The sequence below is a fragment of the Pseudomonas sp. HLMP genome, assembly GCF_046365545.1.
In the GTDB taxonomy this organism is placed as follows: Bacteria; Pseudomonadota; Gammaproteobacteria; order Pseudomonadales; family Pseudomonadaceae; genus Aquipseudomonas; species Aquipseudomonas guariconensis_B.
This window is the reverse complement of sequence record NZ_JBDLLR010000001.1, coordinates 2187656-2210819: the sequence shown is the minus strand read 5'-3', so window position 1 is coordinate 2210819 and position 23164 is coordinate 2187656. Positions and strand designations below refer to the sequence as shown.

Annotated in this window: 23 protein-coding genes; 3 read left to right on the top strand and 20 right to left on the bottom strand. The window is 65.1% G+C overall.

The genetic code is table 11. The annotated features are described in order from the left end of the window. Positions 1-195 precede the first annotated feature (195 nt). From ABFA30_RS10400 to ABFA30_RS10390, 3 genes are all read left to right on the top strand, one after another. Complete coding sequence (locus ABFA30_RS10400) at positions 196-1752, top strand: flagellar hook-length control protein FliK (protein ID WP_253081451.1); 1557 nt, start codon at positions 196-198, stop codon at positions 1750-1752. After that, positions 1749-2081, top strand: coding sequence for an EscU/YscU/HrcU family type III secretion system export apparatus switch protein (locus ABFA30_RS10395; protein ID WP_225789275.1), 333 nt, complete (start codon positions 1749-1751; stop codon positions 2079-2081). Before ABFA30_RS10400 ends, ABFA30_RS10395 begins: the two co-directional genes overlap by 4 nt. 136 nt (positions 2082-2217) lie before the next feature. After that, the gene (locus ABFA30_RS10390; RefSeq protein WP_410045403.1) at positions 2218-4923 is read left to right on the top strand and encodes a dermonecrotic toxin domain-containing protein; all 2706 of its coding nucleotides are present in this window, start codon (positions 2218-2220) and stop codon (positions 4921-4923) included. Positions 4924-4958: 35 nt separating this feature from the next. On the opposite strand, the gene ABFA30_RS10385 is transcribed toward ABFA30_RS10390, so the two are convergent. From ABFA30_RS10385 to fliN, 20 genes are all read right to left on the bottom strand, one after another. Continuing rightward, positions 4959-5354, bottom strand: coding sequence for a DUF2802 domain-containing protein (locus ABFA30_RS10385; protein WP_225789277.1), 396 nt, complete (start codon positions 5352-5354; stop codon positions 4959-4961). 1 nt (position 5355) lies between these two features. Next, the gene (locus ABFA30_RS10380) at positions 5356-5835 is read right to left on the bottom strand and encodes a chemotaxis protein CheW (protein ID WP_003254393.1); all 480 of its coding nucleotides are present in this window, start codon (positions 5833-5835) and stop codon (positions 5356-5358) included. Positions 5836-5902: 67 nt separating this feature from the next. Next, positions 5903-6742 (bottom strand): CheW domain-containing protein, encoded by an 840-nt coding sequence (locus ABFA30_RS10375; RefSeq protein WP_225789278.1) that lies wholly within the window; start codon positions 6740-6742, stop codon positions 5903-5905. Beyond that, positions 6742-7530, bottom strand: coding sequence for a ParA family protein (locus ABFA30_RS10370; protein WP_225789279.1), 789 nt, complete (start codon positions 7528-7530; stop codon positions 6742-6744). Before ABFA30_RS10370 ends, ABFA30_RS10375 begins: the two co-directional genes overlap by 1 nt. A gap of 79 nt (positions 7531-7609) precedes the next feature. Next, positions 7610-8467, bottom strand: a complete 858-nt coding sequence (motD, locus tag ABFA30_RS10365; RefSeq protein WP_225789280.1) for a flagellar motor protein MotD — start codon at positions 8465-8467, stop codon at positions 7610-7612. 3 nt (positions 8468-8470) lie between these two features. Continuing rightward, the gene (locus ABFA30_RS10360; protein WP_225789281.1) at positions 8471-9211 is read right to left on the bottom strand and encodes a flagellar motor protein; all 741 of its coding nucleotides are present in this window, start codon (positions 9209-9211) and stop codon (positions 8471-8473) included. Next, complete coding sequence (locus ABFA30_RS10355; protein WP_225789282.1) at positions 9211-10335, bottom strand: chemotaxis response regulator protein-glutamate methylesterase; 1125 nt, start codon at positions 10333-10335, stop codon at positions 9211-9213. The genes ABFA30_RS10360 and ABFA30_RS10355 overlap by 1 nt, the downstream gene beginning before the upstream one ends. Positions 10336-10380: 45 nt before the next feature. Continuing rightward, positions 10381-12627, bottom strand: coding sequence for a chemotaxis protein CheA (locus ABFA30_RS10350; protein WP_410045402.1), 2247 nt, complete (start codon positions 12625-12627; stop codon positions 10381-10383). Between the two features lie 12 nt (positions 12628-12639). Continuing rightward, positions 12640-13428, bottom strand: a complete 789-nt coding sequence (locus tag ABFA30_RS10345) for a protein phosphatase CheZ (protein ID WP_225789284.1) — start codon at positions 13426-13428, stop codon at positions 12640-12642. A gap of 18 nt (positions 13429-13446) precedes the next feature. Then, a complete protein-coding gene (locus tag ABFA30_RS10340; protein WP_225789285.1) occupies positions 13447-13821 on the bottom strand; it encodes a chemotaxis response regulator CheY in 375 nt (124 codons plus the stop codon). A gap of 103 nt (positions 13822-13924) precedes the next feature. Further along, complete coding sequence (fliA, locus tag ABFA30_RS10335; RefSeq protein WP_225789286.1) at positions 13925-14665, bottom strand: RNA polymerase sigma factor FliA; 741 nt, start codon at positions 14663-14665, stop codon at positions 13925-13927. Further along, positions 14662-15495, bottom strand: coding sequence for a flagellar synthesis regulator FleN (fleN, locus tag ABFA30_RS10330; RefSeq protein WP_011534890.1), 834 nt, complete (start codon positions 15493-15495; stop codon positions 14662-14664). The genes fliA and fleN overlap by 4 nt, the downstream gene beginning before the upstream one ends. Before the next feature lie 90 nt (positions 15496-15585). After that, positions 15586-16896 carry a flagellar biosynthesis protein FlhF gene (gene flhF, locus ABFA30_RS10325; protein WP_410045401.1) on the bottom strand — a complete coding sequence of 437 codons (1311 nt, stop codon included), beginning with the start codon at positions 16894-16896 and terminating at the stop codon, positions 15586-15588. An 11-nt stretch (positions 16897-16907) separates the two neighbouring features. Further along, the gene (gene flhA, locus ABFA30_RS10320) at positions 16908-19037 is read right to left on the bottom strand and encodes a flagellar biosynthesis protein FlhA (RefSeq protein ID WP_225789288.1); all 2130 of its coding nucleotides are present in this window, start codon (positions 19035-19037) and stop codon (positions 16908-16910) included. 178 nt (positions 19038-19215) lie between these two features. Beyond that, positions 19216-20358 carry a flagellar biosynthesis protein FlhB gene (gene flhB, locus ABFA30_RS10315; RefSeq protein WP_253168320.1) on the bottom strand — a complete coding sequence of 381 codons (1143 nt, stop codon included), beginning with the start codon at positions 20356-20358 and terminating at the stop codon, positions 19216-19218. 2 nt (positions 20359-20360) lie between these two features. After that, positions 20361-21137, bottom strand: coding sequence for a flagellar biosynthetic protein FliR (gene fliR, locus ABFA30_RS10310; protein WP_410045400.1), 777 nt, complete (start codon positions 21135-21137; stop codon positions 20361-20363). Positions 21138-21144: 7 nt separating this feature from the next. Then, positions 21145-21414: a flagellar biosynthesis protein FliQ gene (gene fliQ, locus ABFA30_RS10305; protein WP_368816236.1), complete on the bottom strand. Its 270-nt coding sequence runs from the start codon at positions 21412-21414 to the stop codon at positions 21145-21147. Positions 21415-21435: 21 nt separating this feature from the next. Next, a complete protein-coding gene (fliP, locus tag ABFA30_RS10300) occupies positions 21436-22203 on the bottom strand; it encodes a flagellar type III secretion system pore protein FliP (protein WP_225789292.1) in 768 nt (255 codons plus the stop codon). Then, a complete protein-coding gene (gene fliO, locus ABFA30_RS10295; RefSeq protein ID WP_225789293.1) occupies positions 22203-22649 on the bottom strand; it encodes a flagellar biosynthetic protein FliO in 447 nt (148 codons plus the stop codon). The genes fliP and fliO overlap by 1 nt, the downstream gene beginning before the upstream one ends. Beyond that, positions 22650-23120 (bottom strand): flagellar motor switch protein FliN, encoded by a 471-nt coding sequence (gene fliN, locus ABFA30_RS10290; RefSeq protein ID WP_225789294.1) that lies wholly within the window; start codon positions 23118-23120, stop codon positions 22650-22652. Between the last annotated feature and the right edge of the window lie 44 nt (positions 23121-23164).

Here is a 23164-nt window from a genome sequence, read left to right as displayed (position 1 = left end):
GCCCGCTCCCACAGGGTCTGCACTGTATCCTGTAGGAACGGGCTTGCCCGCGAAGCAGGCGGCACCGGCCGAAGCCTTTGTCTCAAGTCGCTTCCGGCCCTGCCGTTATAGTGGCAATGGCAGGCAGCGTGGCCGGCATTATTACATGCGATGTCCCGCTGCCAAGAGGGCCAGGCCCACAGGTTGTATACAATCATGACTGAAATCAATAGTCTCGGCGCACAAACAGCGGTAGGCCTGCAAGCAGGCAAAGCCGCCATGACCGGCGAACTGCTGCGCCTGCTGCAACCGCAGCCAGGCCTGCTGGCGCCAGGCGAGACCGCCAGGGCCGAGGTGATGGCCCTGCGCCAGGTGGGCCAGGACTTCCAACTGTTGCTGCGCCTGATCCAGGCCAATGGCAGCCAGGTGCAACTGCAAGCCACTGCCAGCCAGCCGCTGCCCCAGGGCAGCCTGGTGACCGTCAGCCAGACCGAGAGCAACCGCCTCGCCGTCATGGTGCAACAGGTCAATGCCAACAACGTCGCCACCCTCACCCGCCTGGATAACACCCAGGTCCCCGTCGGTACCCTGCTGCAAGGCAAGGTCCTGACCAGCCAGGCACTTGCGCAGCTCCCGGGCGAGGCCGCCAGCTTTCGCTCCCTGGTCACGTTGCTCAACAGCAGCCAGGCCGGCGCCACCCTGACCATCGACAGCCCACGCGCGTTGCCGGTGGGCAGCCTGCTCAGCGCCGTGGTACAGGGCGACCAGTCGCTGCGCTTCGTGCCTTTGAGCGGCCGCCAGGAGCAACTGAGCATCGCGCAGCAACTGATCAGCCAACAAGGCCGGCAAGCGTCGTTGCCGGGGCTGCTCAATGCCCTGCAACAGGTCGCCCTCGACCCAGGCGGCGTTGGAACGCTGCGCGCCACTGCCGAACAGCTGCTGGCCAGCCTGCCCGATGCGCGCCAACTCGGTGAAGCCAAGGCCGTTGCCCAGGCACTGAACAACAGTGGCGCCTTTCTCGAGGCCAAGCTGCTCGGCGGCCTCTCCACCGAACTGGCCACGGACCTGAAGGCGCAATTGCTCCGCTTGATGGCTCAAGCATCGGGGAATGGGCCCTTCCTCGCCTCGACGAGTGCCTCGACATTGGCCCAAGTCATGCCCGCCATGGCCCGAGGCGCCCTGGGCATGCTCGAACGGGTCGGCCCAAGGCAGCAACCTGGGACGTTTCCGCTCCCTTCCCGGCTGTTGCAGGCCATGGAAAACGAAGGCGACCTGCAGCAGTTGCTGCGCCTGGCCGCCGCCGCTATCGCGCGCCTGCAGAGCCATGCCTTGAGCAGCCTGCAGCAAAGCGCAACCTTGGAAAACGGCAACCTGCAAACCACCTGGCAAACCGAAATCCCCATCCGCCATGGCCAGGAGTTCATCCCCTTGCAGGCCAAGTTGCAGCGCGAGGAAACGCCGCAACAACACGCCGACCGCCAGCGGGAGCCGCAGGATCCGCTGCAAGCGTTGTGGCGTATCGAACTGGCCTTCGACCTTGCCCCCTTGGGGCCCTTGCAGGTCCAGGCGCAACTGAGCCAAGGCCGGCTGTCTGGCCAGTTGTGGGCAGAACGCGAGCAGACCGCGAAGTTGATCGACAGCCAGCTCGGCGGACTGCGCGAACGCCTGCTGGCCCGCGGGCTGGATGTCGGCGACCTGGAATGCCACCCCGGCATCCCGCCACAGGGGCCCCGTACACGGGTGGAACAACGCTGGGTGGACGAGACCGCATGAGCAGCACACAACCCCGTCAGGCCATCGCCCTGAGCTACGACGGCCAAGAAGCCCCGACCCTGAGCGCCAAGGGCGAGGACGAACTGGCCGAAGCCATCCTCGCCATCGCCCGCGAGCACGAAGTCCCCATCTACGAAAATGCCGAACTGGTACGCCTGCTGGCACGCCTGGAACTGGGCGAGCAGATCCCCGAGGCGCTGTACCTGACCATCGCCGAGATCATCGCCTTCGCCTGGCAGTTGCGGGGCAAGGTGCCGGACGGTTTCAGCGACCAGGCGCCCTCGCCCCGTGACGTGACGCCGCCAACGCTGACACTGCCAGTTGATTGAAGCTGCATCCGCAAGAACAACCTCGATCACAGGCACTGCCCGTCATCGATCGAACCGGGCGACATAGGTAATTACCGCCCCACCCTCCTGCTACCGGGACATGCTCGCGCCTCCTTGACCCACACAGGTGCTCCCCATGTCCCTACCTTACGTAAATGCCAGCGGCGTCCAGTTCGTGCGCAACCACCTGCAACACATCCCAAGGCCCGATCGGCACGCGGCCGAGGCGATCCGTGACTGGGCATCCCAACAGGGCTTCCCACTCGATCCGGACCAGACAGAAGTGGTAACCCTGCACTACCGTGGCCAGCAGGCCGTGATCATCGACCGTCAGCCCCTCACCCACGCGGTGCTCTCGAACTGGCAGGGCGAAACCAGCAAGGACCTGGTCGGCCAACTGTTGCCAGGGCACTGGGCAGGTACCTTGCCCCAAGGCCCATTGCAACTGGTCGATGAGTTACCCAAGCCTGGCCCGCTGGACAACAGTGCGCCCTACAGCGTGTTCAACGGCTTGTTTCGCGTAACCTCCCCCGCTCGCTATGACGCCACCACCCACCTGCCAGTCGACGTAGAGGCCATGCAGAAGTTCATCTGGTCGTTGGACTTCCATGCTCGCTACAAATCGATGCTGGACGATTACTGGACGCATGCCCTGAAGAGCCACCAGGTCGCGGCACGCATCAACTTCATCGCGGCCTGCAACAAACAGGTGCTGCAGGGCTCCTTGAGCGAAGCCGGGCGCAAGCTGGCCTGGCAGGCGGCCGACCTGATGCCACGCACGCCTGGGTTACGCGTCCGACCGCTGAATGTGTATGGCTACACCGCCACCGACATACTCTGCATCACCGACAGGGCCAGCCCTGAAGCCCTGCTGTACCTGCCAGGCAACGCCTTCCCGCTGCATGAATTCAGCACCCGGGCCGCCCTGCAAGACTGGTTCGGCCGACAATGCCAGAGCGACGAGAAACGCCAGATACTGCGCCAGCACTTCGCCCTGGCCGATACACCAGACGGGTTGGACTTCAGCGGCCTGGACACCGCATTGGCGGGCCTGGGAGCGTACCCCGCGCTTCATTGGCGCTCACCCAATCGTCCAGGCTTCACCACCGATGGCCCCTGGTCGCCTGGTGACTTCGTCAATTACCGAGCGACCAAATACAGCCCTCCGATCAAGGGCGACCTGTTCGAAGCGCTCACTGAACGCCAGCGCCAGCGCAGCTATGCCGATGCCGACTTCATCATCACCAGCGACAGCGAGGTGACCAAGGCCAAGTGGCGAAGCTACCTGACCGCCTCGATCAATCTGCTGGCCCCCTTGGCGCTAGTGGTACCGGAACTGGCCCCCCTGTTCGCCTTGGGTGGGATGGCCCAGTTCGGTCTGGGGCTCGACCAGGCCATCAATGGCAAATCGCTCGAGGACAAGGCCGATGGCGTGCAGAACATCGAGTTTGGCCTGATGAACGCAGCGCCCCTGGTCCTCACTGGCCTTTCCAAGGCCCAGCAGCTCTTCCCACCCAAGCGCGACGGTTTTGTATTCCCCACGCGGGTCAACGGGCAACTGGGCTACCCCTTGAGCCCCATGATGCCGCCACACCTGCCCGAACCTACCCTGCAATTCTTCAAATCGGCGGTAGAGCCACTGCCTGGCGGCGATCTCACCACTGCACGCTGGGTGGTCAGGCTCCCGCTGACCGAGGATGGCCCAGGACAACTGCAGAGCATGCTCGACGGCTACAACACGGATGTGCTCTACAGCGCCGAATACGATGCGTTCATTTCCGGCAGGGCCCTCAATGACGTGGACCCCACCTATTACCAGGTGTCCGATAGCCATCGCGGGTTGGTGCGGATCGACATCGGAGAACGGCCGGTAACCGACCAGATGCGCATGAACAGCCTGCGGGCCATGGGTGTGGATCTGCAGTTACCCATCGCGCTGCCCTCAGTCGAGGCGCAGATGCTGCAGCCCATCCCGAAGCACATCCTCAGCATCTGGGTAGGCGACAAGGTGATCCCTTCCGAGCTGCTCGCTACGCTGGCCAGCAACAGTCGCCGCCTGACATCCAGCCAGTACCAGCTGAAGCTATTGCTGTCGAACGCAAGCCCGGCCGCGTTCGAGGAGAATCTACAACTGCTGGGCACACAGGCACCGAATATCCGCGTTCTGCCTCTGGAGGAGCAGCCGTTCTACCGTAGCTTCAGCCAAAGCCCGAATTTCGCTCAATACCAGCACGCACTCAACGGCAGCGGTGCCAATTTCTCCTCGGCCTCGGACGTGTTGCGCTACCCGCTGCTCGAGCACGAAGGCGGCCTGTACCTGGACGTCGACGACGTCCTGCTGCCAGCCCCCTCTGCACCTGATGACCCTGAACAAGCCGCCCTCGACAGCCTGACATTGGCCACGTCCCCCGACGGCTTGCTGCTCGGTATACCGGCGAGCAACGAGACGTTGGGCATGCACTGCCAGTACAACACCAACATGCTCGGTAGCCATCCCAACAACCCGACGCTGCAGGCCATTTCGCAGGAGATACATGCACGCTACCAAGCCGATCGAGCCTTCTACGACAGCAAGCCCCAAGCAGACGACGCTGCCTTCGAGCGTTATGCCTTGCGCCTGAGCGACCTGACCGGGCCTGGCGTGTTCAATCACGTGGTCGACCAGCGACTGCCACGGTTGCGGATAATCCGCCAGATCGCCAACTTGCGCACCCTGCCTCAGAGCGACCCGAACTATCTGCTACTGAATGTCGACGCCGACCTTCGCCAGGCGATGATCACCGACCTGCCACTGACCGGTGTCGCGCAGATCGGCAACTATCATTCCTGGAGCCGCCCCTGATACACCGAGGGCGACTTTCGTCGCCCCCGATCCTCTCATTCGCCGCGATGCAACTTGCTCATCAGCTCCGCCTCGGCCTGGGTCAGGCCGCAGCTCTGGGTCAGCTCCTCGACACTGGCCCCCATCCCCACCAGCTTGGCCGCCTGGGTGAAGGTCACGCTGCTGGGGTCGCGCTGCTCCAGTTGCTGGAGCCTGTCGGGCAAAGGCGCGACCACCGCACGCAGTTCATGGATGGCTTCGCCCATGCGCACGCTGCCGTTCTGGTAGTCGTCCAGGCGCTTGGCCAGGTCCTTGATGCGCTGGTCGCGCAGCGCATCGCCCTGGGCCTGCTGGGCGGCCAGCTCACGCTGGCGCTTGCTGTAGTTGAGGAAGAACCACAGGCTCAGCGCCCAGAGCAGCGCCAGGAAGATGACAGCAACCTCGAAGATCAACTCAGATGTTCTCCAGCTCGGACCACTCTTCCTCGGTCATCATCTTGTCGAGCTCGACCAGGATCAGCAGTTCGCCGTTCTTGTTGCACACGCCCTGGATGAACTTGGCCGATTCCTCGTTGCCAACGTTGGGCGCGGTCTCGATCTCCGACTGACGCAGGTAGACCACCTCGGCCACGCTGTCGACCAGGATGCCGACCACCTGCTTGTCTGCCTCGATGATCACGATGCGGGTGTTGTCGGTGACCTCGGTCGGCATCAGGCCGAAACGCTGGCGGGTGTCGATCACCGTGACCACGTTGCCACGCAGGTTGATGATGCCCAGCACGTAGCTCGGTGCGCCCGGCACCGGGGCGATCTCGGTGTAGCGCAGGACTTCCTGCACCTGCATGACGTTGATGCCATAGGACTCGTTGTCCAGGCGGAAGGTTACCCACTGCAGGATCGGATCTTCGGAACCTTGTGCAGACGACTTTTTCATTCCCCTACCCCTCAAAATCCGCCATCGGCGGTGTGCTCGGTATCGCCGCGGCAGTGGCGGCGTTCATTCATTGCGGTTTGGCATGCAGCTGCTTGACGGCGCCGCTGGCGATCAGCTCGGCCAGTTCGGCGACGTCGAGCAAGGCGCACATGTGTTCGATCACCGTGCCGGCCAGCCACGGGCGCTGGCCACGCTGGCTGCGCCACTTGATCTCGGCCGGGTCCAGGCGCAGGGAGCGGCTGACCTGGTGCACGGCCAGCCCCCATTCATAGCCCTGGACGGAAATCACGTACTGCAAGCCCTGACGGAAGTCTTCGCGATAGCGCTCGGGCATGACCCAGCGTGCGGTGTCCAGGACCTTGAGGTTGCCCGCCTGGCAACTGAGGATGCCGAGGAACCAGTCCGGCTGGCCGAACAACGGTGTCAGCTCCTGGCCGGCCAGGCTGTAGATCGAGCCCAGGCACACCAGCGGCACCGCCAGGGTCAGGCCGGCGACATCGAACAGCAGGCATTCGAACGGCTCCGCCGCCCAGGCTGGGCGGCCATCCACGGTGGCCGGCGGGCGTGGCGCGCCCGGCGCAGGCAGGTGCACATCGACCAGTGGCGCTACCGGCTCGGCAGCCGGGGCCTGGGGCACTATCGGAGGGCTGGCCGGGGCCATCGCCTCGGACATGACAACGCTGAGTACCGGCTGCGGGGCGGGCGCCGCCTGTTGTCGCTGGGCGTCACGGGCCTGTTCCTCGCGCACCGCCGCGGCGAACCCGTCGTCGGTGGCGGCCGGCTCGTCGACCGGTGCTGGTGCGGCCTCGACGGCCTCGAACGTTTCGGTGGCCTCCTGCAACAGGCCATCGAGATAGGACTGCAGGGCCAGTTGCGGCTTGCTGGTAATCGGCCGGGCTGGGTTCATCAGGCCACCTGCAACGCGGATGTGGAAGTCAGCAGGTGCTTGAGCAGCGCCCGGTAAGCAGTCACCCCACGGCTCTTGCCGTCGAACTGCGAGGGCGTGACGCCGGCCCGGCTGGCATCGCGCAGGCGCGTGTCGACTGGGATGTAACCCTGCCAGACCTGTTCGCCATAGCTGTCGCGCAGCACCTTGAGGGTGCCCAGGGAGGCCTGGGTGCGGCGGTCGAACAGGGTCGGCACGATCACGTACGGCAGCGCCTGGCGCCGCGAGCGGTTGACCATCGCCAGGGTCCCGACCATGCGCTCCAGGCCCTTGACCGCGAGGAACTCAGTCTGCACAGGGATCACCAGTTGCTGGCTGGCGGCCAGGGCATTGACCATCAGCACACCGAGCAGCGGTGGGCTGTCGATCAGGGCGAAGTCGAAATCCTGCCACAGCTGCGCCAGACTCTTGGCGATCACCAGGCCCAGCCCGCTCTGCCCTGGCGACTGGCGCTCCAGCACCGCCAAGGCAGTGCTCGAAGGCAGCAGGGAGATGCGTTGGTCGCTGGTGGGCAGCAGCAATTGCCCGGGCAGCCCCTCGGGTACCACGCCCTTGTGCAGGAACAGGTCGTAGCAGCTGTGCTCCAGGGCATCGGGATCGTGCCCGAAGTAGCTGGTCATCGAGCCGTGCGGGTCGAGGTCGACCACGACCACGCGCTTGCCCGCCTGGGCCAGCAGGCCGGCCAGGGCGATGGTGGTGGTGGTCTTGCCGACACCACCTTTTTGATTGGCTACTGCCCAGACTCTCATCGTGCGTCGCTTCCTCCCGGTGTGGCCGCCTGCCCTGCCGGGAACGGTGTGAAAAATCGGTGACGGGGAATTGACGGGATCATCCCCCCGCCGTCGCTGCAGGCGTTGTCGGTGCACTTTGTGTGCCAGCCCGCCGCAAGGCCGCGTCCGGCGTGGCATTGGCGCTGCCGGAGCCGGTCAGGCTGCGGCGTACTTCGAGGTTGCGGGAAATCACCAGCACCACCCGGCGGTTGCGCGCCCGGCCCTCGGCGCTGTCGTTGCTCGCCACCGGCTGGTACTCGCCATAGCCCACCGAGGCCATGCGCGCCGGGTCGACCCCGTTCATCGCCAGCAGGCGCACGATGCTCGCCGCCCGCGCCGACGACAGCTCCCAGTTGGTCGGGTACTGGGCGGTGCGGATCGGCAGGTTGTCGGTGAAGCCCTCCACGTGCACCGGGTTGGCGAACGGCTTGAGGATCTTCGCCACCTTCTCGACGATCTCGAAGGCGACATCGCTGGGCATGGCATCGCCGCTGCCGAACAGCAGCGCCGAGTTGAGCTCGATCTCCACCCACAGCTCGTTACCGCGCACGGTCATCTGGTCGGACTTGATCAGATCGCCAAAGGCATCGCGGACATCCTCGGAGATACTCTGCAACGGATCGACGCTGCTCTGCGCCAGGCCCGCGTCGGTTTGCTCGCTGTCCTTGACCAGCGGCTCGGCCGGCCTGACGCTGAGCGGGCGCTCCTCGCCGATAGGGATCGGCTTCATGCTCCGCTCGGGGTCGTTGAACACCCCGAGCAGGGCCTGGGAGATCACCTTGTACTTGCCCTCGTTGATCGAGGAGATCGAATACATGACCACGAAGAAGGCGAACAGCAGGGTGATGAAGTCGGCGTACGACACCAACCAACGTTCGTGGTTCTCGTGTTCCTCGGTATGGCGACGGCGCGGCATGGCTTACTCCATGAAGCCTTGCAGCTTCAGCTCGATCGAGCGTGGGTTCTCCCCTTCGGCGATCGACAGCAGGCCTTCCAGGAGCATCTCCCGGTAGCGCGACTGGCGCAGGACGATGGCCTTGAGCTTGTTGGCGACCGGCAGCAGGATCAGGTTGGCGCTGGCCACGCCGTAGATGGTGGCGACGAACGCCACGGCGATGCCGTTGCCCAGTTGCGAAGGGTCGGCCAGGTTACCCATCACGTGGATCAGGCCCATCACCGCACCGATGATACCGATGGTCGGCGCATAGCCGCCCATGCTCTCGAACACCTTGGCGGCCTGGATGTCGCGGCTCTCCTGGGTCAGGAAGTCGACCTCGAGGATGCTGCGGATGGACTCGGGCTCAGCGCCGTCGACCAGCAGTTGCAGGCCCTTGCGCGCATACGGGTCCGGCTCGGCATCGGCCACCCCCTCCAGGCCCAGCAGGCCTTCCTTGCGCGCGGTCAGGCTCCAGTTGACCACCCGGTCGATACCGCTGGCCAGGTCCACCCGCGGCGGAAAGAAGATCCAGCGAATGATCTGCAGGGAGCGCTTGAACGCCGACAGCGGCGACTGCAACAGCGCTGCCGCCAGGGTGCCGCCCAGCACGATCAGGGCCGCCGGGCCATTGACCAGCGCCCCGACGTGGCCGCCCTCGAGCAGGTTGCCGCCGACGATGGCGACGAAGGCGAGGATCAGACCGATCAGGCTCAGGACATCCATCAGACGCAGGCCTCGACCAGGTGCTTGCCGATCTCGTCCAGGCTGTACACCGCATCGGCCAGGTTGGCCTTGACGATGGCCATGGGCATGCCATAGATCACGCAACTGGCTTCATCCTGGGCCCACACGGTGCTGCCGCCCTGCTTGAGCAGGCGCGCGCCCTCGCGCCCATCGGCGCCCATGCCGGTGAGCACCACCGAGAGCACCTTGTCGCCATAGGACTTGGCGGCCGAACCGAAGGTGATGTCCACGCACGGCTTGTAGTTCAGGCGCTCGTCCCCCGGCAGGATCTTCACCGTGCCACGGCCATCGATCATCATCTGCTTGCCACCAGGGGCCAGCAGGGCCAGGCCGGGGCGCAGCACGTCGCCATCCTCGGCTTCCTTGACGCTGATCCTGCACAGCTTGTCCAGGCGTTCGGCGAACGCCTTGGTGAAGGCTGCAGGCATGTGCTGGACCAGCACGATCGGCGCCGGGAAGCTGGCGGGCAGTTGGGTCAGCACCCGTTGCAGCGCCACCGGGCCGCCGGTGGAGGTGCCGATGGCCACCAGCTTGTAGGGCTTGCGCTTGGGCGCTGGCGCATGGGAAGCGGCTGCGGCGGCAGGACGGCTGGCCGGCGTCGGGGCAGCCGCGCGGGCCGGCGCAGGGCTTGCCGGGCTGCCGAGCGGCACATGGCTGGTCGGTGCCACGGCGGCTGCCGGCGTGGCAAAGCCGCCGAAACGACGGTTGCTGCGCGACAGGGTGTGGACCTTCTCGCACAGCAGTTGCTTGACCTTCTCCGGATTGCGCGAGATGTCCTCGAAGTTCTTCGGCAGGTAGTCCACCGCACCGGCATCCAGGGCGTCGAGGGTGACGCGGGCGCCTTCGTGGGTCAGCGAGGAGAACATCAGTACCGGCGTCGGGCAGCGCTGCATGATGTGCCGCACGGCGGTGATGCCATCCATCATGGGCATCTCGTAGTCCATGGTGATGACATCGGGCTTGAGCGCCAGCGCCTGGTCGATCGCTTCCTTGCCGTTGGTCGCGGTACCCACGACCTGGATCGTCGAGTCTGCCGAGAGAATTTCCGAGACACGGCGGCGGAAGAAACCGGAATCATCCACCACCAGGACCTTGACTGCCATAAACACTCCATTAGGCGGCGCAACCGCCAGGGCGCGCCGCCGAAATCAAATACGCCGGGCGGCGTAACGCTTGAGCATGCTCGGTACGTCGAGGATCAGCGCGATGCGACCGTCGCCGGTGATGGTGGCGCCGGACATGCCCGGGGTGCCCTGGAGCATCTTGCCCAGCGGCTTGATCACCACCTCCTCCTGGCCCACCAGCTGGTCGACCACGAAGCCGATGCGCTGGGTGCCGACCGAAAGAATCACCACATGCCCCTCGCGCTGCTCCTCGTGCACCTGGCCCTGGACCAGCCAGCGCTTGAGGTAGAACAGCGGCAGCGCCTTGTCGCGGACGATCACCACCTCCTGGCCGTCGACCACGTTGGTGCGCGACAGGTCCAGGTGGAAGATCTCGTTGACGTTGACCAGCGGGAAGGCGAACGCCTGGTTGCCCAGCATCACCATCAAAGTCGGCATGATCGCCAGGGTCAGCGGCACCTTGATGACGATCTTCGAGCCCTGGCCCTTGGCCGAGAAGATGTTGATCGAGCCGTTGAGCTGGGAAATCTTGGTCTTCACCACGTCCATGCCCACACCACGGCCGGAGACGTCGGAAATCTCGGTCTTGGTCGAGAAGCCCGGGGCGAAGATCAGGTTGTAGCAGTCCGACTCGCTCAGGCGCTCGGCGGCGTCCCTGTCCATCAAGCCCTTCTCCACGGCCTTGGCACGCAGGACGTTGGGGTCCATGCCCTTGCCGTCGTCGGAGATCGACAACAGGATGTGGTCGCCCTCCTGCTCGGCCGACAGCACCACCCGGCCGGTGCGCGCCTTGCCGGCGGCCTCGCGTTCGTCGGGCATCTCCACGCCATGGTCGACGGCGTTGCGCACCAGGTGCACCAGCGGGTCGGCCAGGGCTTCGACGAGGTTCTTGTCCAGGTCGGTCTCTTCGCCGACCAGCTCTAGGTTGATCTCCTTCTTGAGCTGGCGGGCCAGGTCGCGAACCAGGCGCGGGAAGCGGCCGAAGACCTTCTTGATCGGCTGCATGCGGGTCTTCATGACCGCGGTCTGCAGGTCGGCGGTGACCACGTCGAGGTTGGACACGGCCTTGGACATGGCCTCGTCACCGCTGTTCAGGCCCAAGCGGACCAGGCGGTTACGCACCAGCACCAGCTCGCCGACCATGTTCATGATCTCGTCCAGGCGGGCGGTATCGACCCGCACGGTGGTTTCCGCCTCGCTGACCGCGTGCTTGTCGGCAGCCGGCGCCGGGGCACGGGCCGGGGCCGCAGGCTTGCTGGCAGCAGGCGCGGCGGCGGCAGGCTTGACGGCCGGTGCCGGCTTGGCAGCGGGCTTGCTTTCGGCCTTGGGCGCACTGGTCGCCGGCGCAGCCGCCACGGCGGCAGGTGCGTCGCCAGCCACTGCGTCGCTGGAGAACTTGCCCTTGCCATGCAACTGGTCGAGCAACGCTTCGAATTCGTGCTCGGAAATGTGCTCGCCGTCGCCCGCCGCCGGGGCAGCGCTGGCCACGGGCGCAGCGGCGCCAGGCAGCGCATCGGCGGCGAAGGTGCCCTTGCCGTGCAACTGGTCGAGCAGCGCCTCGAACTCGGCGTCGGTGATCTCGTCGCCCGCCGGTGCCGCGGCAGAGTCCTGCGGCGCAGTGGCGACGGCTTCCGGGGAGAACTGCCCCTTGCCGTGCAACTGGTCCAGCAGCGACTCGAACTCGGCATCGGTGATCTCGTCGCCTTCGCCGCCGACCGCCTCGCCCTGCCTCTGCTCGGCAGCCTCAGCCTGGGCCTTGACCGCGTCGAGGGAGTCGAGCAGTTGTTCGAATTCGCTATCGGTGATGTCCGCCTCGGCAGCCGGCGCTTCGGCGACCGCTGCCGGCGCCTGCTCAGGGGCCGGCGCCTCGGCCTCGGCTGCGGCAGGCTCTGCCAGGCGCGACAGGGCCGCCAGCAGCTCGGGCGTGGCCGGGGTGACGTCGCTGCGCTCGCGCACCTGGCCGAACATGCCATTGACCGTGTCCAGCGCCTCGAGGACCACGTCCATCAGCTCTGCGTCGACCCGGCGCTCCCCTTTGCGCAAGACGTCGAACACGTTCTCGGCGATATGGCAGCATTCCACCAGCTCGTTGAGCTGGAGGAAGCCGGCGCCCCCTTTAACAGTGTGAAAACCGCGAAAGATCGCATTGAGCAGGTCCGCGTCGTCGGGCCGGCTTTCCAGCTCGACCAGTTGCTCGGACAGTTGCTCGAGAATTTCGCCGGCTTCTACCAGGAAATCCTGGAGGATTTCTTCATCGGCGCCGAAGCTCATTGAACGTGCTCCCTAAAAACCCAGGCTGGACAGCAGATCGTCGACATCGTCCTGACCGGACACGACGTCTTCACGCTTATCGGCATGAATCTGCGGACCTTCACCCCGGGCCGGATGTTTTTCTTGATCTTTTTCAGCGCGCAGCTGCTGGTGGTCATGTTCGATACCGGCAAAACGGTCGACCTGGCTTGCCATCAGCACGAGCTTGAGCAGATTGCTTTCGACTTCGGTGACCAACGCGGTCACGCGCTTGATCACCTGGCCAGTCAGGTCCTGATAGTCCTGGGCCAGGAGAATGTCGTTGAGATGGCCTGCGACCTTGCGGTTACCCTCGACGCTGTGCGTCAGGAAACTGTCGACGCGCTTGACCAGCTCGCGAAACTCCGGCGCGGCGACCTCGCGGCGCATGAAGCGCTGCCAGTCGGCACTCAGGTTCTGGGCTTCGGCGGCCAGGTCGTTGAGCACCGGGGTACCCGCTTCCACCAGGTCCATGGTGCGGTTGGCGGCGCCCTCGGTGAGCTTGACCACATAGGCCAGGCGCTCGGTGGCGTCGGTGATCTGCGACATTTCCTCGGCCTGCGGCATGCGCGGGTCGATCTGGAAACTGACGATCGCGCTGTGCAACTCGCGGGTGAGCTTGCCGACTTCCTGGTACAGGCCGCGGTCGCGGGTCTGGTTCAGTTGGTGGATCAACTGCACCGCCTCGCCGAACCGGCCGTGCTCGAGGCTCTCGACCAGTTCCTGGGCATGTTTCTTCAGGGTCGATTCGAACTCACCCAGCGACGTGTTTTTCTGCTCCATGGCGCCCCCTGACGTGACTCAACCGTTGACGCGTTCGAAGATCTTCTCGATCTTCTCCTTGAGCACCTGGGCGGTAAAAGGCTTGACCACATAGCCGTTGACCCCGGCCTGGGCCGCTTCGATGATCTGGTCGCGCTTGGCCTCGGCAGTCACCATCAGCACCGGCATGTGTTTGAGGCGGTCATGGGCGCGGACCTTGCGCAGCAGGTCGATGCCGGACATGCCGGGCATGTTCCAGTCGGTCACCAGGAAATCGTAATGGCCGTTTTCCAGCATCGGCAGCGCCGTGGTGCCGTCGTCGGCCTCGTCGGTGTTGGTGAAGCCCAGGTCACGCAACAGGTTCTTGATGATCCGCCGCATCGTCGAAAAGTCGTCAACGATGAGGATTTTCATGTCTTTGTTCAATTAGACCTCCAAGCAGTCCTAGACGCGCTCGGCCCCGAGCACGCATTCAATCAATTGGGCATCATTTACAACGACTGCGGCGAACCTGGCTTCAGCGCGCCCGCCATTCCCCCAGGCGGCTGCGCAGGCGCGCCGCGCACTGGCTGTGCAACTGGCTGACACGCGACTCGCTGACCCCCAGTACCTCACCGATCTCCTTGAGGTTCAGCTCTTCGTCGTAGTACAGCGCCAGTACCAGGCGCTCACGCTCCGGCAGGTTGGCGATCGCATCGGCCAGCGCGGCCTGGAAGCGCTCGTCCTCCAGGTCGCGCGAGGGCTCCAGCTGGCCACTGGCGCCATCCTCGTGGAGCCCTTCGTGCTCGCCGTCCTGCAACAGGTCGTCGAAGCTGAACAGGCGGCTGCCCAAGGTATCGTTCAGGATCCCGTAGTAATCATCGAGACTCAATTGGAGTTCGGCAGCAACTTCATGATCTTTAGCGTCACGGCCGGTACGTGCCTCGACGGCACGTATCGCGTCACTGACCATACGGGTGTTGCGGTGCACCGAGCGCGGCGCCCAGTCGCCCTTGCGGACCTCGTCGAGCATGGCGCCACGGATGCGGATACCAGCGTAGGTCTCGAAGCTGGCGCCCTTGCTGGCATCGTACTTGTTGGCCACTTCCAGCAGGCCGATCATGCCGGACTGGATCAGATCCTCGACCTGCACGCTGGCCGGCAGGCGCGCCAGCAGGTGATAGGCGATGCGCTTGACCAGCGGGGCGTAGCGTTCGACCAGTTCGTACTGGGCATCGCGCGACGCCTTGCTGTACATCTTGAAACCGCTCGCGTTCATAGCACCGGCCCTGCGCTGGTGGGCTGCACCAGGCGCTCGACGAAAAACTCCAGGTGCCCGCGCGGGTTGGCCGGCAACGGCCAGCTGTCGACCTTCTGCGCGATGGCCTTGAACGCCAGCGCACACTTGGACCGCGGGAAAGCCTCGTAGACCGCCCGCTGCTTCTGCACCGCCTTGCGCACGCATTCGTCGTAGGGCACGGCACCGACATACTGCAGCGCGACATCGAGGAAACGATCGGTGACCTTGGTCAACTTGGCGAACAGGTTGCGGCCCTCCTGCGGGCTCTGCGCCATGTTGGCCAGCACGCGAAAACGGTTCATGCCGTAGTCGCGGTTGAGCAGCTTGATCAGGGCGTAGGCGTCGGTGATCGAGGTCGGCTCGTCGCACACCACCAGCAGCACTTCCTGGGCCGCGCGGACGAAGCTGACCACCGAGTCGCCGATGCCGGCGGCGGTGTCGATCACCAGCACGTCGAGGTTGTCGCCGATCTCGCTGAACGCCTGGATCAGGCCGGCATGCTGGGCAGGCGCCAGGTGCACCATGCTCTGGGTGCCAGAGGCGGCCGGGACGATGCGCACGCCACCGGGCCCCTGCAACAGCACGTCGCGCAGTTCGCAGCGGCCTTCGATGACATCGGCCAGGGTGTGCTTGGGCGTGAGGCCCAGCAGGACGTCGACGTTCGCCAGGCCCAGGTCGGCGTCCAGCAGCATGACCCGCCGGCCCAGCTCGGCCAGTGCCAGGGACAGGTTCACTGAAACGTTAGTCTTGCCGACGCCACCTTTGCCACCGGTTACGGCGATCACCTGTACGGGATGCATGCTACCCATGTTCGTTCTTTACCTTGTCTCGCTTGGACCCAGGCCACATGAGGGGCTGAACTCGACCCCCTGATGTAGGTACTTTGCGCTGCACATTCATCAACCCGCGCGCTTGCCAGGGTTGTGATAGAGATCAGCGAACATGTCGGCCATCGCCTCTTCGCTGGGCTCGTCCTGCATTTGCACACTGACTGCGCGGCTGACCAACTGGTGCTTGCGCGGCAGGTGCAGGTCGTCGGGAATGCGCGGCCCATCGGTAAGATAGGCCACCGGCAATTCATGACTGATGGCCAGGCTCAGCACTTCACCGAGGCTGGCCGTTTCATCGAGCTTGGTCAGGATACATCCGGCCAGGCCACAGCGCTTGTAGCTGTGGTAGGCGGCGGTCAGCACCTGCTTCTGGCTGGTGGTTGCCAGCACCAGGTAATTCTTGGCGGCAATGCCGCGCCCGGCAAGGGTTTCCAGTTGCATGCGCAGGGCCGGGTCGCTGGCTTGCAGGCCAGCGGTATCGATCAGCACCACGCGCTTGCGCAGCAACGGCTCCAGCGCCTGGGCCAAGGACTGGCCCGGATCGACGTAGGTCACCGGTACGTTGAGGATGCGCCCCAGTGTCTTGAGCTGCTCCTGGGCACCGATACGGAAGCTGTCCATGCTCACCAGCGCCAGGTTATGCGCGCCGTACTTGAGCACGTAGCGCGCCGCCAGCTTGGCCAGGGTGGTGGTCTTGCCCATGCCGGCCGGGCCGACCATGGCGATCACCCCGCCCTCCTCGATCGGCTCCACCTCTGGAACCTCGATCATCCGCGCCAGGTGCGCCAGGACCATGCGCCAGGCATGCCGTGGTTCGCCGACCTCGGCGGTCAGGTCGAGCAGTTCGCGGGCGATCGGGCCGGACAGGCCGATGCGCTGCAGGCGGCGCCAGAGGTTGGCCTGCTGCGGCTTGCTGCCCTGCAACTGGCTCCAGGCCAGGGAGCCGAGCTGCACTTCGAGCAGCTCGCGCAGCCCCGACAGCTCCGAGCGCATGGCATCGAACAGGCGCGGGTCGACAGCAGCCGGGGCCTGCGCGGCGGCAGGCGGCGGCAGGTCGACATGGGGCTCGACCAACGGCTCCGAGGCGGTCAGCGGCAGGCCGGCGAACAATTGGCGGTTACCTTCGTCGGTGTCGTTGCGGCTGCCCAGCTCGGCCTGGGCGGTGGCGATGCGCGACTGGGTCTTGCGCAGTTCGTCCTCGAGCTCGGCATTGGGCACACGTGGGGCCAGGGCGGACAGCTTGTAGTCCAGCGCGGCCGTCAACTCGACACCGCCGGCGATGCGCCGGTTGCCGATGATGGCGGCATCGGCGCCCAGCTCATCGCGGACCAGCTTCATGGCCTGGCGCATATCGGCGGCGAAAAAACGCTTAACTTGCATAACCCACTACCTCAGCCATTGGGGCCCACGGTGGCAACGATGGTGACTTGCTTGTTGTCAGGTATTTCCTGATACGCCAGAACATGCAAATTCGGTACAGCCAGGCGGCCGAATCGCGACAGCATCGCGCGGATCGGGCCCGCTACCAGCAGGATAGCCGGATGACCCTGCATTTCCTGGCGCTGGGCCGCCTCGATCAACGAACGTTGCAGCTTCTCGGCCATGCTCGGCTCCAGGAGAACACCGTCTTCCTGGCCTTGCCCGGCCCTTTGCAGACTATTGAGCAAAATCTGTTCCAACCTGGGCTCCAGGGTGATCACAGGCAGCTCGGACTCAGTGCCGACAATGCTTTGCACGATAGCGCGACACAATCCGACGCGCACCGCCGCCACCAGCGCGGCGGTATCTTGACTCTTGCCCGCATTGTTGGCGATCGCCTCGGCAATGCTGCGGATATCGCGCACCGGTACCTGCTCGGCGAGCAGGGCCTGCAAGACCTTGAGCAACCCCGACAAGGAAATGACGCCCGGCACCAGCTCCTCGGCCAGCTTGGGCGATGCCTTGGACAGGACCTGCAGCAACTGCTGGACCTCTTCGTGGCCGATCAGTTCGTGGCAGTGCTTCTGCAGGATCTGGTTGAGGTGGGTGGCGACCACAGTGCTGGCGTCCACCACGGTGTAGCCCAGCGACTGGGCCTGGGCGCGCTGGCCGACATCGATCCACACCGCCTCCAGGCCAAAGGCCGGGTCGCGCGCGGCGATGCCGTTGAGCGTACCGAAGACCTGGCCGGGGTTGATCGCCAGTTCCCGGTCTGGATAGATCTCCGCCTCGGCCAGGATCACCCCCATCAGGGTCAGGCGGTAGGCGCTGGGCTGCAGGTCGAGGTTGTCGCGGATGTGCACGGTAGGCATGAGAAAGCCCAGGTCCTGGGACAGCTTCTTGCGCACCCCCTTGATCCGCGCCAGCAGTTGACCACCCTGGTTGCGGTCGACCAGCGGGATCAGGCGGTAGCCGACCTCCAGGCCGATCATGTCGATCGGTGTCACGTCGTCCCAGCCCAGTTCCTTGGTTTCCAGGGCACGCTGGGGCGATGGCAGCAGATCCTGCTGGCGCTGCGCCTCTTCCTGGGCCTTGACCTTGGCCTGTTGCTGCTTGCGCCAGACCAGGTAGGCTGCGCCCGCAGCCAGCCCGCCCAGGCCGAGGAAGGCAACGTGGGGCATGCCCGGGACCAAGCCGATGACGATCATCAGCGCGGCGGACACCGCCAGGGCCTTGGGCGAATCGAACATCTGCCGGTTGATCAGCTTGCCCATGTCCTCGGAGCTGGAGGCCCGGGTGACCATGATCGCCGCGGCGGTGGAGAGCAGCAGCGACGGCAACTGCGCCACCAATCCGTCACCGATGGTCAGCAGCGCGTAGACCTTGCCCGCCTCGCCGAACGGCATGCCGTGCTGGAGCATGCCGATCAGCATGCCGCCGATCAGGTTGATGAACAGGATCAGCAGGCCGGCGATGGCATCGCCCCGCACGAACTTGCTGGCACCGTCCATCGAGCCGTAGAACTCGGCCTCCTGGGCCACCTCGGCACGGCGCGCCTTGGCCTGGGCCTGGTCGATCAATCCGGCGTTGAGGTCGGCGTCGATGGCCATCTGCTTGCCGGGCATGGCGTCCAGGGTGAAACGCGCGCTCACCTCGGAGATACGCCCGGCGCCCTTGGTCACCACCACGAAGTTGATGATCATGAGGATGGCGAAGACCACCGCGCCGACCACGTAGTTGCCGCCGATCACCACTTCGCCGAAGGCCTGGATCACCTTGCCCGCGGCCTCGTGCCCCTCATGGCCGTGGAGCATCACCACACGGGTCGAGGCGACGTTCAGCGCCAGGCGCAGCAGCGTGGCCACCAGCAGGATGGTGGGAAAGGCGGCGAAGTCCAGCGGGCGCAAGGCATACACGCAGACCAGCAGGACCACGATCGACAGGGCGATGTTGAAGGTGAAGAACACATCGAGCAGGAACGGCGGGATCGGCAACATCATCATTGCCATCATCACCAGCAACAGCAGCGGCACGCCAAGGTTGCCCCGACCGAGGCCGGCCAGGTTGTGTCGGGCGCTGTTGATTAACTGAGTGCGATCCACCGCGAGTCCTCTTCAAGCAAAAACTTTGACGCCTGGAGGGCGCCTGGCGCTGCCTTTGCAAGAAACCTTCCAACTCTTCTAGCGGCAAGCTAATCGCGGCGGCCCATTGAGCGTCGACGAACTCGCATCAGGCGGGGCGCACGGACTGCTTTTTCTTGCGGCTTGTAGCTTGCAGCTCTCAAGAGTCCCGACGCAAATCCGGCGGAATCGGCAGGTCTGGCTTGAGCGGTTCTGGCGCCTTGCCCTTGCCCGCCCGATACTGGCGGATCTGGAAGACGTAGGCCAGTACCTGGGCCACCGCCAGGTACAGCCCCGCCGGGATTTCCTGCTCGAGCTCCGTGGAGTAGTAGATCGCTCGCGCCAGGGCCGGCGATTCGAGGATCTGCACCTTGTGCTCCATGCCGATCTCGCGGATCTTCAGGGCGATGAAGTCGCTACCCTTGGCCAGCAGCAACGGCGCCGTACCGCCCTTCTCGGGGTCGTACTTGAGCGCTACGGCGTAATGGGTCGGGTTGGTGATGATCACGTCAGCCTCCGGCACCGCGGCCATCATGCGCCGCTGCGACACTTCGCGCTGCAACTGGCGGATGCGCTGCTTGACCTCCGGCTTGCCCTCGGTGTCCTTGTACTCGTCGCGCACTTCCTGCTTGGTCATCTTCAGCTTCTTGTGCGCCTGCCAGAGCTGGAACGGCACGTCCACCGCCGCGATCAACAGCAGCCCCGCGGCCATCCACAAGGCGCTCCAGCCCACCACCTGGACACTGTGGATGATCGCCTGCTCCAGCGGCTCGTTGGCGATCGCCAGCAGCGCCTGGCGGTCGTTGGCCAGCACCACCAGCGCCACCACGAGGATCACGAAGAACTTGGCGATGGCCTTGAGCAGCTCGGTCAAGGCGTTCAAGGAGAACATGCGCTTGATCCCCGACAACGGGTTCATGCGGCTGAACTTCGGTTGCAGCAGGCTCCCGGAGAACAAGAAACCACCCAGGGCGATGGGGGCGATGAAGGCGATCACGAACAGCAGGATCAGCACCGGCTGCACCGCCCACAACGCCATCTTGCCCGAGGCGAGCAAAAAGGCGCCCATGGCCCGCTCGTCCACCAGCACCTCACGCGGCAGGTTGAAGTTCAGGCGCATCAGTTCCATCAAGGTCTCGCCCAGGTAGCCACCGAACGCCAGCAGGCCGCCAGCGCCGGCCAGGGTCACCGCTACCGTGTTGAGCTCCTTGGAGCGGGCGATCTCGCCTTTCTCGCGCGCGTCGCGCTTGCGCTTGTCGGTGGGCTCTTCTGTCTTGTCCTGACCGCTTTCGCTCTCTGCCATGCTCAGCGCGCCCGTGCCAGTTCACGCAGCCATTGCAGCGCTTCGCTGGCCAATGCCTGGTAGTGGGAAAGGATGTCGGCCAGCCCGACCCAGAAGATGCCCATACCCAGCACCAGGGTCAGCGGGAAGCCGATGGAGAAGATATTCAACTGCGGCGCGGCACGGGTCATCACGCCAAAGGCGATGTTGACCACCAGCAATGCGGCGATCGCCGGCAGGATCAACAGCAGCCCGGCGCCGAGCACCCAGCTCAGGCGCCCGGCCATTTCCCAGAAGTGGCCGACCACCAGGGCGTTGCCCACCGGCAAGGTGGTGAAACTTTCGGTCAGCACCTCGAACACCACCAGGTGGCCGTTCATCACCAGGAACAGGATGCTCACCAGCATGGTCATGAACTGGCTGACCACCGCCACGTTGACGCCGTTGGCCGGGTCGACCATGGAGGCGAAGGCCATGCCCATCTGCACGGCGATGATCTGCCCAGCCACCACGAAGGCCTGGAACAGCATCTGCAACGACAGGCCGAACAGCACGCCGACGATGATCTGCTCACCGCACAGCAGCACGCCGCGCAGGCTCAACGGGTCGATCTCAGGCAACGGTGGCAGGCCCGGCATGATCACCACGGTGATGGCCAGGGCGGCGTACAGCCGGATGCGCGCCGGCAGCATGCGCGTACCGAAGATCGGCATGGTCATCAGCAGCGCGGTCACCCTGAACAGCGGCAGGATGAAGGTGGCGACCCAGGTGCCGATCTGCGTGTCGGTCAGCTCCAGCATGGCCGTTTCAACCGATCAACTGGGGAATGCTGGTGTACAGGCCGATGAAATACTCCATGAACTTCTGCACCAGCCAGGGCCCGGCGAGGATCAGGGTCACCAGCATCACCAGCAGGCGCGGCAGGAAGCTCAGGGTCTGTTCGTTGATCTGCGTGGCGGCCTGGAACATGGCCACCACCAGCCCCACCAGCAGGCTCGGCACCACCAGGATTGCGACCATCAGGGTGGTCAGCCACAAGGCATCGCGGAACAGGTCTACGGCGACTTCAGGTGTCATGCAAGGCTCTCCTTGATGGCGTCAGACGCCACCGAAACTGCCGGCCAGGGTACCCATGATCAGCGCCCAGCCATCGACCAGGACGAACAGCATGATCTTGAACGGCAGCGAGATGATCAGCGGCGACAGCATCATCATGCCCATGGCCATCAGCACGCTGGCGACCACCATGTCGATGATCAGGAACGGGATGAAGATCATGAAGCCGATCTGGAACGCGGTCTTGAGCTCCGAGGTGACGAAGGCCGGGACCAGGATGGTCAGCGGCGTCTGCTCGGCGCTGGCGATGTCGGTGCGCTTGGACAGGCGCACGAACAGGTCCAGGTCGTTCTGCCGGGTCTGCGCCAGCATGAAGTCTTTCAACGGCCCCTGGGCCTTGTCGATGGCCTGCTGGGCGGTCAGTTGCTCGTTCAGGTAGGGCTGGATGGCATCCTGGTTCACCCGGTCGAACACCGGCGCCATGATGAACAGGGTCAGGAACAGCGCCATGCCGGTGAGCACCTGGTTCGACGGCGTCTGCTGCAGGCCCAGGGCCTGGCGCAGGATGGAGAAGACAATGATGATGCGGGTGAAGCTGGTCATCAGGATGACGAACGCCGGGATGAAGCTCAGCGCCGTCATGATCAGCAGGATCTGCAGGCTGACCGAGTATTCCTGCTGCCCGTCCGGACCGCTGGACAGGGTGATGGCCGGCACCGACAACGGGTCGGCGGCCAGGACCGACGGCGCGGCCAGTAGCAGCGCGATTGGCAGCAAGGTGCTCAACAGGGTGCGCAGGGCGCCACTCATCACTTCTTGTCCTTCTGATCCTTGCCCATCAGCTCCAACAGCCGCTGGGCGAATTCCGGCGTGGCCGGGCGGGCGCCAGCCGGCACCTCCACGGGCTCGGCCAGCACGTGCAACGCCTCGATGCTGCCAGGGGTATGGCCGATGAGGATCTGCTCCTTGCCCACCTGCACCAGCAACAACCTGTCGCGCGGGCCGATGGCCCGGCTGCCGACGATCTCGATCACTTGCGCGCCACGCGGCGCGGCGCCCTGCAAGCGGCGCAGCAGCCAGGCCAGGAAGAAGATCAGGCCGACCACCAGCAGCAGGCCCAGGACCATCTGCGCCAGTTGCCCGCCCAGGCTGCCCGGGGTGGCAGGCGCCGGCGCTACCGGCTGGGCGGCGGCGATCACCGCCTCGCTGGCCAACAGCGCGCCAAGGGCCATCGCGGCCCGAATCCGGCCTTTCACTCAGCGCAGCTTCTTGATGCGTTCGCTGGGGCTGATCACGTCAGTCAGGCGGATGCCGAACTTCTCGTTGACCACCACCACCTCGCCATGGGCGATCAGGGTGCCGTTGACCAGTACGTCCAGTGGCTCGCCGGCCAGGCGGTCGAGCTCGATCACCGAGCCCTGGTTGAGCTGCAGCAGGTTGCGGATGCTGATCTCGGTGCTGCCCACTTCCATGGAGATGTTCACCGGGATGTCCAGGATCACGTCCAGGTTCGGGCCTTCGAGGCTGACGTTTTCGTTCGGCTTGGGCGAGCTAGGGAACTCTTCCATCGGCAGGCGGCCGGTGCCGGCGGACGGCTTGCCAGCATCGGCGGCCAGCAGCGCGTCGATATCGGCCTGGCCGGCATCGCCGGTTTCTTGCAGGGCTGCGGCCCACTCGTCGGCCAGGGCCTGATCCTCCGGGGAGGTGATTTCGTTTTCGTTAGCCATAGTGTCCTCGACTGGCATTCGATTCGGGATTGCGACCGGCACGC

Bases quoted from the DNA above. Each gene is read 5' to 3' on its own strand.
- fliA (WP_225789286.1), bottom strand. From the start codon at position 14,665: ATGAACGCGAGCGGTTTCAAGATGTACAGCAAGGCGTCGCGCGATGCC.
- flhB (WP_253168320.1), bottom strand. From the start codon at position 20,358: ATGGCAGAGAGCGAAAGCGGTCAGGACAAGACAGAAGAGCCCACCGAC.
- ABFA30_RS10355 (WP_225789282.1), bottom strand. From the start codon at position 10,335: ATGGCAGTCAAGGTCCTGGTGGTGGATGATTCCGGTTTCTTCCGCCGC.
- ABFA30_RS10350 (WP_410045402.1), bottom strand. From the start codon at position 12,627: ATGAGCTTCGGCGCCGATGAAGAAATCCTCCAGGATTTCCTGGTAGAA.
- ABFA30_RS10390 (WP_410045403.1), top strand. From the start codon at position 2,218: ATGTCCCTACCTTACGTAAATGCCAGCGGCGTCCAGTTCGTGCGCAAC.
- fliQ (WP_368816236.1), bottom strand. From the start codon at position 21,414: ATGACACCTGAAGTCGCCGTAGACCTGTTCCGCGATGCCTTGTGGCTG.
- flhF (WP_410045401.1), bottom strand. From the start codon at position 16,896: ATGCAAGTTAAGCGTTTTTTCGCCGCCGATATGCGCCAGGCCATGAAG.
- ABFA30_RS10340 (WP_225789285.1), bottom strand. From the start codon at position 13,821: ATGAAAATCCTCATCGTTGACGACTTTTCGACGATGCGGCGGATCATC.
- ABFA30_RS10360 (WP_225789281.1), bottom strand. From the start codon at position 9,211: ATGGATGTCCTGAGCCTGATCGGTCTGATCCTCGCCTTCGTCGCCATC.
- ABFA30_RS10380 (WP_003254393.1), bottom strand. From the start codon at position 5,835: ATGAAAAAGTCGTCTGCACAAGGTTCCGAAGATCCGATCCTGCAGTGG.
- fliP (WP_225789292.1), bottom strand. From the start codon at position 22,203: ATGAGTGGCGCCCTGCGCACCCTGTTGAGCACCTTGCTGCCAATCGCG.
- ABFA30_RS10400 (WP_253081451.1), top strand. From the start codon at position 196: ATGACTGAAATCAATAGTCTCGGCGCACAAACAGCGGTAGGCCTGCAA.
- fleN (WP_011534890.1), bottom strand. From the start codon at position 15,495: ATGGGTAGCATGCATCCCGTACAGGTGATCGCCGTAACCGGTGGCAAA.
- ABFA30_RS10345 (WP_225789284.1), bottom strand. From the start codon at position 13,428: ATGGAGCAGAAAAACACGTCGCTGGGTGAGTTCGAATCGACCCTGAAG.
- ABFA30_RS10375 (WP_225789278.1), bottom strand. From the start codon at position 6,742: ATGAACCCAGCCCGGCCGATTACCAGCAAGCCGCAACTGGCCCTGCAG.
- ABFA30_RS10370 (WP_225789279.1), bottom strand. From the start codon at position 7,530: ATGAGAGTCTGGGCAGTAGCCAATCAAAAAGGTGGTGTCGGCAAGACC.
- fliN (WP_225789294.1), bottom strand. From the start codon at position 23,120: ATGGCTAACGAAAACGAAATCACCTCCCCGGAGGATCAGGCCCTGGCC.
- motD (WP_225789280.1), bottom strand. From the start codon at position 8,467: ATGCCGCGCCGTCGCCATACCGAGGAACACGAGAACCACGAACGTTGG.
- ABFA30_RS10395 (WP_225789275.1), top strand. From the start codon at position 1,749: ATGAGCAGCACACAACCCCGTCAGGCCATCGCCCTGAGCTACGACGGC.
- fliR (WP_410045400.1), bottom strand. From the start codon at position 21,137: ATGCTGGAGCTGACCGACACGCAGATCGGCACCTGGGTCGCCACCTTC.